Raw genomic sequence first — 13,551 nt, 5'->3', positions numbered from 1 at the left:
GCCAGGCTTTAGATGTGTACGGCGACCTTCAGGGCTTCCAGCGCCGGCTAGGCCTTGATGCCCAGCGCTGCACCCAGCTCCATTACCCAGGGTTGATGGGCGGTTTTGCGGTGATGAGGTTTCTCGATACCGCGCTGGGCTGAGGCTGAACACCGGCCTGTGGGAGCGGCCTTGTGTGGCGAAAGGGCCGCAAAGCGGCCCCGGCAATCTAAGTTGCGAAGCTGAAAATCTGGGGCTGCTTCGCAGCCCTTTCGCGACACAAGGCCGCTTGTGTCTTGATGGGGGATTAGAATCTGGAGTGAGAGCGGTGAATGGCAAGCTGAATGCCGTAGGTGCCTTGAGCACGTGTGGGAGCACAAGCTGCCATTCACCGTTCCACTTTGGCGAGAGCCCGAACAGTTGGATGCGGCTCTGATCTCGAATCACAAGCGTGGGCCAAGCCAAAGTCCTCTCACTGTGTTGAGTTTAGGAGGTTTTGGTGATGGCTTCCTTCTTGGGTATCGATGTTTCCAGTCTCTCCCTTGATGCTGCGGTGCGGCCACAGGGCATCAAAATGCATTTAAGCAATGATCCCACAGGCTTTGAGGCGCTACTGGAGAGCCTTCGCAAGCTCAGTATCAAGCGCGTCCTGTTAGAGGCGACGGGTGGCTACGAGCGAGATGTCATGCGTTTTCTACAGGACGCTGGCTACAAGGTCATACGCGTTAATCCCAGGCGAGCCAGGTCATTCGCTGACTCTCTAGGCATCAAGGCCAAGACTGACGCCATCGACGCCGAGGTTCTGGCGCACTATGCCGAAGTCATTCCAGATCAACCCTCCCTGCGAATCAGCCCCGAACGAGCGCTTCTGCGAGAGTTGCTTCAGCAACGTGATCGGTTGGTTCAACAGCGAGATGACGACCTGCGGCGCCTGAAGCAGGTGCAATCGACTGCAGTTGCTAACTACCTGAATGCCAACCTGAAACACTTCAAAGCGCAGATCAAACTGGTTGAGCGTGAGATCGAACAGCAAACCGCGATGCTGAACGACGAACGGGTTACCCAACTGATTAAAGTGAAAGGCATTGGGATGGTGACAGCGGGCAAGCTAGTAGCGCTGCTGCCGGAGCTGGGTCGGGTTGAATCCAGAGAAATTGCCTCCCTGGTCGGAGTGGCGCCCTTCAACCACGACAGCGGGAAATTCATGGGCAAGCGCTCTATCTCTGGCGGACGATTTGCGGTCAGGCGATCGCTGTACATGGCATGCCTTGTGGCGATGAGATACAACCCAGCACTCAAGGCTCGTTATCAGTCACTGCGGGAGCGCGGAAAACTTCCCAAAGTCGCTATCGTGGCCTGCATGAGAACGTTCATCGTGCGGTTAAATGCCATGCTCAGAACGGGTACATCATGGCTCGATCTAGTGCTACCGCAGCCTGAAAGTACAACGTAAATCCAGAACGCAGCGTGAGCCGCGTGGAAGCGGGCTTGCCCGCGAAGCCAACACCGTGGTGGATGGCACGGGCTTCGCCCGTGTTCGCGGGCAAGCCCGCTCCCACAGGGAAGGCGCCAGCTTTTAGAAATTGAGCAAGACAGTTGCTCCCACAAGGACTGCGCCAGGCTTTAGATGTGTACGGCGACCTTCAGGGCTTCCAGCGCCGGCTAGGCCTTGATGCCCAGCGCTGCACCCAGCTCCATTACCCAGGGTTGATGGGCGGTTTTGCGGTGATGAGGTTTCTCGATACCGCGCTGGGCTGAGGCTGAACACCGGCCTGTGGGAGCGGCCTTGTGTCGCGAAAGGGCCGCGAAGCGGCCCCGGCATTATTTGCATCGACGCTGAAATCCCGGGGCTGCTGTGCAGCCCTTTCGCGACGCAAGGCCGCTCCCACACGGATCGCGCCAGCTTTCAGAAATTGAGCAAGACAGTTGCTCCCACAGAGCCCGTGTTGGCCTTTCAACGGCGATGCTTCTGCCGCAACGGCACCAGTAGATCACCCAGCCCGTTGTGATCGATCTCATGCATCAACGCCAGCAACCCGCCCAGTTCCCCTGCCGGGAAGCCCTTGCGCGCAAACCACGCCAGGTAGTCCCCGGGCAGGTCGGCAATGATCCTGCCCTGGTACTTGCCGAACGGCATGCTGCGGGTCACCAGTAGTTCGAGGGTTTCCGGCTTCATCTTCGCGCACCTGGCTGTGGAAAGGCGCCGACCATACTGCAATCTGCACGAAGCCCCAAGCGGCAATCATGCAGAACGCCGTAAACAGTAGTCTCCCATCAAGCTATAAGTTATTGAATAATAAGGGGTTTGCGTTTTTTAAAAGCGTGGCACGAACACTGCAGTTCTCTAGAGGACTATCACCTGCCAAGGAGTTCGACCATGAGCAACCCCAACAAAGACGTGATCGACGTACTCAACGACCTGATCGAGTACAGCAAGGATGGCGAGAAAGGTTTCAAGGCCTCGGCCGATGATGTAAAGAACCCCGAACTGAAAGCGTTCTTCGTCCAGCGTGCGGGCGAGTGCGCCAACGCTGCCAGTGAATTGCAGGGCGAAGTGCGCCGCCTGGGCGGTGATCCGGAAACCTCTACCAGCATCAGTGGCGACCTGCACCGCGGCTGGGTCAACCTCAAGTCGATGGTCACCGGCAAGGACGAAGAAGCCGTGCTGAACGAGGTGGAGCGTGGCGAGGACCACGCCCTCAAGGCCTACAAGGAAGCCCGCGAAAAGCTGGTGAAACTGGGCCGCACTGCCAGCGACATGACCTACAGCCTGGTGGAAAAGCAGCTGCAAGGCGTGCAGCGCAACCATGACCAGGTCAAGGCCCTGCGCAACGCTGCCCGCGCCCGCTCCTAATCGAGCGGGCCCTCTACCCGATTTCGGCCATTGGCCTTGGCGCGGTAGAGCGCTTCGTCCGCAGCACCCAGCACCCTGCCAAGGTCGTGCTGGGTGCCGGACAGACCGATACCGATGCTCACGGTCACTGCGTGGGCGTCATCCGCAAACGGTGCCAGCGCCTCGACGCTGGCGCGGATGCGTTCAGCCAGTAGCTGGGCCCCGGCCAGATCGGTTTCCGGCAGCACTACCTGAAACTCCTCCCCACCATAGCGCGCAGCCAGGTCTGCCGGGCGACGAATGCAGGCTTCGATGGCCTTCGCCACTTCGCGCAAGGCATGGTCGCCACCGGCATGGCCATGGCGCTGGTTGAATGCCTTGAAGTGGTCCACGTCCACCATCAGTATCGCCAACGGCTTACGGCTGCGTTGTGCGCGGGCCCATTCCTGGCGCAGCACATGGTCCAGCCTGCGGCGGTTAGCCAGGCCAGTCAGGCTATCGGTGGAAGCGAGCATCGCCAGGTTTTCTTCGGCTTCGTGGCGGCGGCGCAGTTCGCGGCCAAGCAGCAACGTCAGCCACAGAATGCCCACGCACAGACCGCCGGTGGCGACGCTGACCAGAATGGCGGTGCGGCGCCAGGACTGAAACACCTCGTCGGCCGAATGCACCACCAGTACGATCAGGGGCAATTGCGCGACCCGGGCGAAGGTGAATATGCGCGGCTTGCCGCTGCTGTGGGAGCGGGCGGTGAAGCTACCGCTCTGTTCACTGAGGATGCGCTTGAAATTGGGCCGTTCGGTGTAGTAAGTGCCAATCAGCGGGTCTTGCGCGGGGGAGGGCTGGCGGACGAGCAACTGCCCGTCGGTATTGAACAGGTTGATGCTGCTGTCGTGGCCAATGTCCAGGCGCTGGAACAACTTATTGAAGTACGACAGGCGCAGCGCACCCGCTGCCAACCCGGCGAACTCGCCATTGGGGCCCGAGATGCGTCGGCTGAAACTGATACACCAGTCCAGGTCGCCAAGCTTGGCCTTGAACGGGGGGCCCACCAGCAAGCCGAGGTTGGCATTGTGCTGGTGGGCCTTGAACACCCCGGTGTCGCCGAAGTTGGCCTTGCGTGGCACGTTGCTGGTGGAGTCGCCGACGACATTGCCTTGCTTGTCCAGCCACAGCACGTCACCGCGCTTGCGGTCGACAAAGGCTTCATTGAACAGCAGGCGCTGGCGTATCGGGCCGGGGACTTCCGGCAGTTCCTTGCGCCCGACGGCCCAGATCAGGCCTTGCAGTGATTGGTCGTAGAGTTCGACGTTGCGCAGAATGTCGCTTTCGATCAGCTGGACGATGTTGTTCGACGAGCGCACCGCCGACTGCTCGACACTCTCGCGCTCGCGGGCAAGCAGGTAGCTGACGATGGCCACGATGGCGAGCACGGCAAGGCAACTGCCCAGATTGAGGATCAGCTCGGGGTGCGACCTGTAGATTGCGAAACGCGGGGATTGGGTGGGCATGCTCGCTACTGCGTGGGCAGGGCCATTCGCGGCGGCGGTATTCTAGGGAAGCAGGGATTGTCGGACAAGATTTGTCCGACGGAAGCACGGTGTACTGTTCTTTTCGAGTTGCCGTGTGCCCCTGTAGGAGCGGATTTACCCGCGAAAACCGGCGAAGCCTTCTTCGCGGGTGAACCCGCTCCTACACTGGCAGCAAAAGATCAGAACACGTTCAGTGGGTAGTCGACGATGACCCGCACTTCATCGTTGTCGCTGTTGCTGTCGATCGACGCATAACCCTGGCTGCCGCGGTGGGTGGCATAACGCACCAGCACCGACAGGTCCTTGAGGTCACCTTCCTGGAACACGTATTTCACGTCCAGGTCGCGTTCCCAGTGCATGGCGTTCTTGCCATCTTCACGGTAGTAGTCGTAGTGAGTGGTGTCCTGAGTGGCCTTGGTCAGGTCAGCCTCGCCGCGCGAGTAGGACAGCGAGGTAGACAAACCAGGCACGCCGACACCGGCGAAGTCATAGCCGTACTGCAGTTTCCACGAACGCTCGTTCGGCGCGTTGAAGTCCGAGTACATGCGCGAGTTGTCCAGGTACACGCTGTCGCCCAGGTTGATGTAGTCGAATGGCGTGTTGCCGTTCACTCGCTGGTAGGCGGCGGTGACGCTGTGGAAGCCAGCGTTGACGGTGAAGTGCACGCTGTAGGTGTTGTTGTCGATCTTGCCTAGCAGGGCCTGGCCGGTGTCCTGGGTGTGATAGAAGTGCACGCCCGGGTTCAGGCTGACCAGGTCATTGACCACATAGGTGTAGTCGAAGTCCGCGTAGTACTGGTTCCAGATGTCCTTCAGCTCGGCGGCGTACAGGTTGGCGGTGATGTGCTCGGTACCGCTCCACGACGCGCCGGCCCAGTTCAGGTGCTTGCTCTTGTCGTGCTCGTCCAGTGACCCGTAGTAGGTGTCGATGCGGCGGTGGCCGCTCTGGTTGTACGGGTGGGTGAAGCTGACCTGGCCGCCTTCGAGCAACAGGCCATCAATGCTGGTGTTGGTCAGGCTTACACCGCGGAAAGTTTGCGGCAGCATGCGCGTTTCACCGCCGGCGATCACCGGGTTGGTGAGGAACAGGTCACCGGCTTTCAGTTCGGTGTCGAAGGCCTTGAGCTTGACCGCAGCACCGGCAGTGGAGAACGAATGCGGGGCAGCGCCCAGTTCGCCGTCGTCCTTGATGTGTTCGGGCAGGATGCTGGTGCCGGCATGGCCGCCACCGCCGTCGAGCTTCAGGCCCAGCATGGCATGAGCATCCAGGCCAAAGCCGACCACACCTGGGGTGTAGCCCGACTCGAAACGCGCTACCGCGCCCTGGCCCCACTCGCGGGTGTCGCGCACGCCGGCGTTGTGGTTGTCGCGGTTGAAGTAGGCATTACGAAAATGCAGGTTGAAGGACGAACCTTCGATGAAGCCATCAGCCTTGTCTTCATCTGCCTGGGCGGCGAAAGGGATCGTTGCAGTCAACGCAATGAAAAGCGGGGTAAAACGAAACGCGGAAGGCACCGGTACTAGCTCCTTTGGTCTGACGGTGGGGCAGTTTTTATATTTGAATGTGCGTCTTTTTTATAGGTACACGTTACAGCCGGGCTGAGTGTTAAAGCACATAAAAAAAGCCGCTGATCGGCAGCGGCTTTAAAAGGCTAACATATCGGCACCGGAGGTGCCCATGGCGTAGCCAAGGGAAAGAAGGAACAGCGACAGCGTTTGATCAGCTGTCGGCATTGGCATCGACGTTCACTTTGGAAGCTGTCTGTTTCGCGTCTTTTGCGGTATCTGCCTTGTTTGCGGCAACAGCCTCACGGGCCTCTTGATGGACCGCCGCGAACGCTGCATTACGGGTAACGAAAGCCGGGGATTCTTCGGCCATGGCCAGGGGCGACAACAACAGGGAAGACAGGACGAAGACGCTGGCAATACCCATACTGTTGGACATTTGAAACTACCTTCTTGCGGTGCAAGTGCTAATGAGGACAGGGGTAAAGTTAGTCCTTTCAGTGCACTCGAAACAGAGCGAAGTGCGATAAGCACTGTTGCGCAAAAGGTAACGATCCTTGCGAAAATCAATAGGACTTTCGGCGAAAGTCCCGTGCTAGAGCACCTGCACAGGGTGCCGCCTTGGGCAAAATGGTCAGGCTAGAAACCGATAAAGGCGTAATAAACCGGGGTTTGATGGGTTGTGCGCAAACCCAGTGCCTGCAAGCTTGCCGTCAGCGCTTCATCCTGCACATGCAAGGTCCACTGTGCCCCTTCATTCCCCTGTACCTGTGCCAGTGCCGCAGCAAAGGCCCCCATATCCGGCAAGTAGGCGGTAAACCCATTCCCCTTGAGCGCACTGGTCGTCATGCCCAATGCCTGGCACACCGCTACCTTGGCGGCAATGTCATCGCGGTCGGCCTGGCGCGAAGCCTGTACCAGTGCCTGCAGTTCCACATCGACCAGTTGCGCGCCATGAATCAGCTCCGGCCCCTGTTGCCAAGCCTCAGGCGGGCAGTCTTTGCTGTCTGGCCGCAGCGGGATATGCGGGTTGATTTCTACCGGATAGATGCGACACACCAGCGGGCGCTGCTCATAGATGGTGCAGAGGTCGTTGGCGTCGAGGTTACGGCAACGTCCGGGGTTGAATGCAGCAAAGGTCACCGAGACGCGTGCCTCGCCCTCGCCACAATGCACTGGATGGGAGCGTCGCAGCACATGGTCACGCTGCTCCAGCGGCATGCCGGGGCCGTCCACGACGAAGGCCTCGATCAGTACCACCACCTGGCCGGCATCGTCCGCCCAGCGACGCGCTTCGGCCAGCGTCAGTGGCACATGGTGGCCGGTGCAGCATTTGCCGCAGCCGGTACAGCCGAAACGTAAGCGGTCGGTCACTTGGCCTCCGGGCTCCATTCACTGACGAAAGCACGCTGGTGCTGGCGGTCGTACAGGCACAGTTCGGTGCCGGTGCGCTGCTGCATGTGCTTCTGTGGGTAGACGCCTTCGATCAGCAGGGCACTCATGCCGACCTGGTCATCAAACTCGGCGGGCTTGCCGCGGGCATGGGCGTCCTTGAACTGGCTGGCGGTCAGGCAAGCCTTGAGCATCTGCTGGCGTTGATCGTTCCAGGCCTGGCTACTGGAGGCCTGGGCAATACCGCTGAAGAGGGCGCAGCTGATCAAGATAGAGCTGAGAAGCTTCATACGCGATTCCGGCAATTTTCTTGCGAGGGGCGCGAATTATGCCCGAGTCACCCCCGGCGGCAAGCCGGGGAGTTTGTCGCTGAATATATCAGTGCTCGGCGAACACCACGGTACGCGCAGCCACCACCAGACAATCGGTCAGCTCTGGCGAGGAGAACTTGGTAAGGATGGCATTGGCCCCGGCCTGGGTCGCCTTTTCACTGCTCATGGCACTGTCCAGCGAGGTGTGCAGCAGCACGTACAGGTGCTGGAAGTCGGGGGTTTCACGCAGCGTGCGGGTGAAGGCGTAGCCGTCCATTTCGCTCATTTCGATGTCGGAGACGATGATGTTGATCTCCTGCGCGGTGCCTTGCAGCTCCAGCAGCACGTTGATGGCGTCTTTGGCGCTGCGCGCGGTGTGGCATTCGATACCGAGGTTGCGCAGGGTGTGCACTGACTGCTGCAGGGCCACCTGGCTGTCGTCCACCACCAGGATGTTGGCGGCGGCCAGCAGGCTGGCGTCTTCTTCGTTCAAGGTGCCGTGCGCTGGTTCGGCGACGGGCGGGGCGATGGCGTGTATGACTTTTTCGATGTCCAGCACCTGCACCAGGGTGTTGTCCACGCGCGTCACACCGGTGATGAACGAGCGGGTGCCCGAGGCGTAGGGCGGCGGTTTGATGTCGGTGCTCAGGCAATGCACGATGCGGCTGACTGCCTGTACATGCAGGCCTTGGCGCGAGCGGCTGATCTCTGTAACGATCAGGCAGCCACCCTGCGGGTCGACCAGTGGCTGTTCGCCAATGGCGCGAGACAAGTCGATGACCGACAGCGAGTGGCCCCGCAGGGTTGCCACACCTTTTACGTGGGGGTGTGACTCGGGCAGCTTGGTCAGCGGCGGGCAGGGGATGATCTCGCTGACCTTGAGCAGGTTGATTGCCATCAGCTTGCCGCTGCGCAGGGTGAACAGCAGCAGGGATAGCGAATCCGCGCGGGCATTTTGCGTGGCCATGGTGACCTTCGGTGGGGAGCAGGGGATATCCGGTTATCGGCCTGTTTTGGTCGGGCTTTAGGCAATTTGCACAGAACTCAGGAGTGCTTGGGCCCCTTGTGGAAGCGGGTATGCCCGCGAAACGTGCGTCGCGGTGCATGGCACCGGCTTCGCCGGTGTTCGCAGGCATGCCCGCGCGCACAGGGATGTGTGTAAATAACTGGATCAGCGTTCGCGCAGGGCCTCCTTGGCCCGGTTCAGCGGCTTGATCAGGTAATCGAGGATGGTTTTCTCGCCCGTTCGGATATCCACCGTGGCAATCATCCCTGGCACGATCGCAAAACGCTTGCCGGCCTTGTTTTGCAAGCTGTCCTGTTCGGTGCGGATGAACACGCGGTAGTAGTAGATTTCCGGTTTGACCTCGTCCTGCAGGGTGTCCGGCGAAATGCCCACCACCTTGCCGTCCAGCCCGCCGTACACCGAGTAGTCATAGGCACTGATCTTGACCTTGGCCGCCTGGTCGGGGTGAATGAAGGCGATGTCCCGTGGCGCGATGCGGGTTTCGATCAGCAGGCGTTCGTCCATCGGCACGATCTTCATCACCTGGCCACCGGGCTGCACCACGCCACCCAGGGTGTTGACCTCGATGTCCTTCACGATGCCGCGCACCGGCGAGCGCAGGGTCAGGCGGGTGAGCGAGTCGCTGCGCCCACGGATCACTTCCGACAGGGCGTCCGCTTCGGCGCTGGCCTTGGCCAGTTCTTCCCGGGCGCGCACCAGATAGTCTGAGCGCGCCTCGTTGGCTTTGAGTTCCAGCTCGGAACGCTGGCGGTTCAGGCGGATCACTTCAACTCGGCTGGAGGCCCCCATCTTTGCCAGGTTCTCGGTGATTTTCAGCTCGCTGCGCACCAGCTGCAACGAGTCCTGAATGCCCGCCAGGGTCTGTTCCAGGCCGCGACGGCGGGTCTGGTACAACGCGGTTTCGGCATCGATCAGGTCGGGAGAGTCGCGCAGGCTCGCCGGGAAGGTCAGGGGCTTGCCGGTCACCTCTGCCTGCAAGCGAGCCTGGCTGGCTTTGGCAGCCCGGTACTTGGCCTCGCTTTCACCCACGCTGGAAGCCGTCTTGGTCGGATCGAGCTGGGCCAGCACTTGGCCGCGCTCGACCAGGTCGCCTTCGGCCACGCTCATCTGCGCGACGATACCGCCCTCGAACGACTGAATGACCTGCTCTCGCGAACTTGGGATGACCTTGCCTGTGCCGGTGGACACCTCGGTCACCTCGAACCAGGCCGCCCAGGCCAGGAACGCCGCCAGCATCAGCGCGCAGAGGGTGATGATGCGGCCGGCGCGGAACACCGCCTGGTCGTCCTGCCCGTCCAGGTAGGAAGCCGGGAGTTCATGGTTGCTCATGCCTGGGCTCCCTGCAGTTTGGCCAGCGCGGCATCGCGCGCGTCATCGATGACGATGCGCCCGGCGTCCAGCACCAGGATGCGGTCGACCCGCTGCAGAACACTCAGTCGATGGGTTGCGATCACAAGTGTACGGCCCTGACAGAAGCGCTCCAGGTTATCCAGCAGCTTGCGCTCGGTCATGTCGTCCAGCGACGCGGTCGGCTCGTCCAGCAGCAGTACTTGCGGCTGGCGTACCAGCAGGCGCGACAGCACCAGGGCTTGGCGCTGGCCGCCAGACAAGCCCAGGCCTCCTTCGAGGATCAAGTGGTCCATGCCCTTGGGCAGGCGGCGGACGAAGTCCAGTGCGCCAGTGGCGGCCAGCGCGGCCACCAGTTCCTGGTCGCTGGCCTGGCCGGCACCGAGGGTGAGGTTTTCCCGCAGGGTGCCGTGGAACAGCCTCGCGTACTGCGGCAGCAGGCCGACGTCACGGCGCAGGTCAGCAGGGTCGAGGTGGGCCATGGCGATGCCGTCCAGGCTGATCTCGCCCTGTACCAGGTCCATGGCCCCACCCAGCGCCTGCAGCAAGGTTGATTTGCCGGCGCCGTTGCGGCCCAGCACGGCAATGCGCTCGCCCGGCTGGATGTCCAGCCGGCCAATGTTCAGCACTGGCGGGTAGTCTTCGCTGTAGCGGAAGTTGGCCTGGCGCAGGCGGTACTCGCCGTGAATGGCTGGCAGGTGCACGCGGGCTTCGCCTTCGGGGTGGTCGACTGGCGACTGCATCAGCTTGTCCAGGCCTTGCAGCGCGACCTTGGCCTGCTGCCAGCGGGTCAGCACATGGGTCAGCTGGGCGAGCGGTGCCATCATCCGCGACGAAAGCATGGATGCCGCCACCAGGCTACCCGTGGTGAGGTCGCCGGCGATGACCATGGGTGCGCCGATCACGATGACCACGGCAAACACGGCACCCTGCACGTTCTGCGTCCAGGTCACCAGGCCGTTGGTGAGGGTGCGCAGGCGCAGGTTGGTGTGCGCGCAGGCCGCGTTGTACTGGTTCCACTGCCGTTCGAAGCGAGCCTCCGCCTGCAGTGCCTTGATCTCGTCCAGGCCTTGGATACTTTCCACCAGCATGGCGTTGCGCAGCGCCGACTCACGCATCGAGGCATTGGCCAACCGTGCCAGGCGCCGTTGTGCAAGCAACCCGGGCAACACCATGGCCAGCAGCGCGACCAGCGGGATGAACACCAGTACGCCGCCGATCAGCCAGAACACGAACAGGAACAGCAGGAAGAACGGCAGGTCGGCCAGCACCGTGGCGGTGCTGGACGTGATCAGGTCGCGGATCGACTCCAGCTCGCGCAACTGCGAGATGAACGAGCCGGTGGACTTCGGCCGCACCGAGTTGCGCAGGCGCAGGGCATGGCCGTAGACCAGGTCGCTCACCCGCAGGTCGGCGCGCTTGCCGAGCAGGTCGGTCACCTTTAGCCGCAGCAGGCGCATGCTGAAGTCGAACACCAGTGCCAACACCACACCGCCAAACAGGACGTAGAGGGTGGGCAGGGATTCAGCCGGTATCACTCGGTCGTACACCTGCATCGAGAACAGCACGCCGGCCAGCGCCAGCACGTTGGCCACCAGTGACGCGACCATCACCTGCCCATAAGGGCGCAGGTCACGCAGTACGATGCGGGCGAACCAGTGGCGGTCGTAAGGCGCGGTGTAGTCGTCGGTGCGCACATCGCGCAGTGGCCGGGCCGGGCGCAGCAGGGCCACGCGGTTGATACGGCCTTTCAGGGTGTCGCGGGGCAGACGCGAAGTCAGGCCCTGGTCACCGGCGAACACCACTGCCAGGTCGTCCTCTTCGGTCACCGACTCGACCACCGCCAGTTGCCCATCGTCCAGCTCCAGCACCAGCGGCGTGCGCCATTGCCGCAGGCCCTTGGCATCGAAGTGCACGAAGCGCAATGCCAGCCCCGCCTGACGTGCCATGTGGCGGAGGATTTCATTCAACGGGCGGGCATCCTCCGCAGCGGCCAGGCGAATACGCTGGGGTGATACGTCCAGGCGGTAGTGGTGTGCCACCTGCAACATCACCTCAAGCCAGGGGCCAAGGTCTGGCCGGTGGGCGGCGGCCTGCTCCGGCGCGGGCGCCTGGTTGGGCAGGGTCACATCGATCGAATCACTCATGGCTGGATCTCCACACCTTGCAGGTTGCGCCCCTCAAGGCCAAAGGCCGTGCGCAGGGCGCCGGTGTTGTACAGGCAGTCGACATCCAGGCGCAGCAGATCGGAGCGGGTGCCGGCAAGTTCGAAGCGTGACTGGTAGATCTCCTGCTCGGCGTTGAGCAGGTCGAGCAGTGGCCGTGTGCCCAGGTCCAGGTACTGACGCCCGTAGAGCATGCGTGCCTCCTGGATGCTGACCTGGCGTGCTTCCAGCGAGGTTAGCCGGCGGCCCAGCCCGGAGGTTTGCGCCATGGCCTCGGCCAGGCCTCGACGCGCTTGCAGGCGTGCGGCGTCTTCGGCGGAGTCGGCGGCGGTCAGCGCGTGGCCGGCGGCGCGGGTACGGGCGCTGATGGAGCCCCCTTGGTAGATGGGGACTTCGACGTTCAGGTAGATGCCCGCCTGGGTGCGGTCCAGCCGTGCGTTATCGCGGTTGTAGTCGTCGTCCAGGTAATGATTGACCTGCGGTTGCAACGACAGGGTAGGGTAGGCCTCCGCCTTGGCCTGGGCCAGCTCTGCCTGGCCCTGTGCGCGCTGGGCCAGGGCCATCAGCACGGCGGGCAGGCGGTCATCACCCTGTGCAGGGCGCTTGCAGGCCTGGTTCAGCTCGGCGGGTGAGCCTTCGGCCAGTGCCGGTGGGGTAACGCGGCCCATCAGTGCCGCCAGGGTCGAGCGCCAGCGCTCGTACTGCGACTGGTACTCTTCCAGGGTGGCACGGGCGCTTTCCACGCGGGACTCGGCCTGCACCACGTCGGAACGGGTACTGGCGCCCATGTCGCTGCGCTGGCGCGCCATGCCGGCAATGTCGCCCACGCCGCGAATCTGGTCGCGGGCAATCGTCATCAGTTGCTCGTAGCGGCGGGTTTCGATCCAGGCATAGGCTGTGTCGCGGGCCAGGTCGTCGACCACCAGCAGGATATTGGCCTGGGCGCGGGCGGCGGCAGCCTGGGCCGCGTTGACGGCGCTGTCGACCTTGCCGAAGTCATAGAGCATTTGCTTGAGCGACAGGTTCAGGGCCTGGCTATTGCGGTCGCCGCCATAGCCGGTGTCATAACCGGTGCGCAGGCCACCGGAAATCTGTGGGTAATAGCCCGCACGGGCGACGTTGATGCCTTCGCCCTGCTTGTAAAGGTTGCCGATGGCCTCAGCGATGCTCGGGTGCCATTGCGCTGCCTGCAGCACCGCGTCGGTAAGGCTCAGCCGTTCGCCACTGGCGACCGGGGCCATGCCGATGGGGGGGCGGGCGGGCACCGCTTCGGGCGCATCGCGTAGCAGCGACGGCCCGATCTGGCGCAGGTGGGGGTCTATATCATCGGCTGCCTGGGCAACCGGGTGCAAGTTCAGGGCCAGGAGCCCGAAGGCTCCCAGCAACAGCGGTGACAGCGGACTGCTTCGCTTCACATAGTTCCCTTACTGCTGGTCGTCCATGCCGCCGGGTATTCACCCGAC

The 13,551-nt window shown here is 62.4% G+C and carries 14 protein-coding genes; 4 read left to right on the top strand and 10 right to left on the bottom strand.

The features are described 5' to 3' along the window. Nucleotides 1-14: 14 nt before the first annotated feature. The 3 genes from V6093_RS13705 to V6093_RS13695 all read left to right on the top strand — a co-directional run bounded on the left by V6093_RS13705 (nucleotide 15) and on the right by V6093_RS13695 (nucleotide 1,737). Nucleotides 15-143 (top strand): hypothetical protein, encoded by a 129-nt coding sequence (locus tag V6093_RS13705; RefSeq protein WP_014860789.1) that lies wholly within the window; start codon nucleotides 15-17, stop codon nucleotides 141-143. Between the two features lie 338 nt (nucleotides 144-481). After that, nucleotides 482-1,432, top strand: coding sequence for an IS110 family transposase (locus V6093_RS13700; RefSeq protein WP_004577666.1), 951 nt, complete (start codon nucleotides 482-484; stop codon nucleotides 1,430-1,432). A 143-nt stretch (nucleotides 1,433-1,575) separates the two neighbouring features. Further along, nucleotides 1,576-1,737 (top strand): hypothetical protein, encoded by a 162-nt coding sequence (locus tag V6093_RS13695; protein WP_341783614.1) that lies wholly within the window; start codon nucleotides 1,576-1,578, stop codon nucleotides 1,735-1,737. A gap of 196 nt (nucleotides 1,738-1,933) precedes the next feature. Here the strand turns inward: V6093_RS13695 and V6093_RS13690 are convergent, their stop codons facing one another. Further along, complete coding sequence (locus tag V6093_RS13690) at nucleotides 1,934-2,155, bottom strand: DUF3820 family protein (RefSeq protein WP_003247308.1); 222 nt, start codon at nucleotides 2,153-2,155, stop codon at nucleotides 1,934-1,936. Nucleotides 2,156-2,356: 201 nt separating this feature from the next. Here V6093_RS13690 and V6093_RS13685 point away from each other — a divergent pair, with 201 nt between their 5' ends. Further along, nucleotides 2,357-2,833, top strand: a complete 477-nt coding sequence (locus V6093_RS13685; protein ID WP_003247307.1) for a PA2169 family four-helix-bundle protein — start codon at nucleotides 2,357-2,359, stop codon at nucleotides 2,831-2,833. Here V6093_RS13685 and V6093_RS13680 read toward each other — a convergent pair. The 9 genes from V6093_RS13680 to V6093_RS13640 form a co-directional block, all read right to left on the bottom strand. Continuing rightward, nucleotides 2,830-4,320 (bottom strand): sensor domain-containing diguanylate cyclase, encoded by a 1,491-nt coding sequence (locus V6093_RS13680; RefSeq protein WP_047605353.1) that lies wholly within the window; start codon nucleotides 4,318-4,320, stop codon nucleotides 2,830-2,832. The genes V6093_RS13685 and V6093_RS13680 overlap by 4 nt on opposite strands. 200 nt (nucleotides 4,321-4,520) lie before the next feature. Further along, nucleotides 4,521-5,855, bottom strand: a complete 1,335-nt coding sequence (locus tag V6093_RS13675; RefSeq protein WP_003247305.1) for an OprD family porin — start codon at nucleotides 5,853-5,855, stop codon at nucleotides 4,521-4,523. A gap of 205 nt (nucleotides 5,856-6,060) precedes the next feature. Beyond that, complete coding sequence (locus V6093_RS13670; RefSeq protein WP_003247304.1) at nucleotides 6,061-6,285, bottom strand: hypothetical protein; 225 nt, start codon at nucleotides 6,283-6,285, stop codon at nucleotides 6,061-6,063. 200 nt (nucleotides 6,286-6,485) lie between these two features. Beyond that, a complete protein-coding gene (locus tag V6093_RS13665; RefSeq protein WP_019750474.1) occupies nucleotides 6,486-7,220 on the bottom strand; it encodes a YkgJ family cysteine cluster protein in 735 nt (244 codons plus the stop codon). After that, the gene (locus V6093_RS13660; RefSeq protein ID WP_274083784.1) at nucleotides 7,217-7,528 is read right to left on the bottom strand and encodes a hypothetical protein; all 312 of its coding nucleotides are present in this window, start codon (nucleotides 7,526-7,528) and stop codon (nucleotides 7,217-7,219) included. The genes V6093_RS13665 and V6093_RS13660 overlap by 4 nt, the downstream gene beginning before the upstream one ends. Nucleotides 7,529-7,616: 88 nt before the next feature. Then, nucleotides 7,617-8,516: a chemotaxis protein gene (locus V6093_RS13655; protein WP_003247301.1), complete on the bottom strand. Its 900-nt coding sequence runs from the start codon at nucleotides 8,514-8,516 to the stop codon at nucleotides 7,617-7,619. Between the two features lie 204 nt (nucleotides 8,517-8,720). Continuing rightward, nucleotides 8,721-9,905, bottom strand: coding sequence for an HlyD family type I secretion periplasmic adaptor subunit (locus tag V6093_RS13650; RefSeq protein WP_003247300.1), 1,185 nt, complete (start codon nucleotides 9,903-9,905; stop codon nucleotides 8,721-8,723). Next, nucleotides 9,902-12,070, bottom strand: coding sequence for a type I secretion system permease/ATPase (locus V6093_RS13645; RefSeq protein ID WP_003247299.1), 2,169 nt, complete (start codon nucleotides 12,068-12,070; stop codon nucleotides 9,902-9,904). The genes V6093_RS13650 and V6093_RS13645 overlap by 4 nt, the downstream gene beginning before the upstream one ends. Then, nucleotides 12,067-13,503, bottom strand: coding sequence for a TolC family outer membrane protein (locus tag V6093_RS13640; RefSeq protein WP_047605356.1), 1,437 nt, complete (start codon nucleotides 13,501-13,503; stop codon nucleotides 12,067-12,069). The genes V6093_RS13645 and V6093_RS13640 overlap by 4 nt, the downstream gene beginning before the upstream one ends. Nucleotides 13,504-13,551 lie beyond the last annotated feature (48 nt).

The sequence above is a fragment of the Pseudomonas putida group bacterium ESBL64 genome, assembly GCF_045277175.1.
GTDB classification, from domain to species: domain Bacteria; phylum Pseudomonadota; class Gammaproteobacteria; order Pseudomonadales; family Pseudomonadaceae; genus Aquipseudomonas; species Aquipseudomonas alloputida.
The sequence above is the reverse complement of the archived record's forward strand: the minus strand, read 5'-3'. Positions and strand labels throughout refer to the sequence as shown.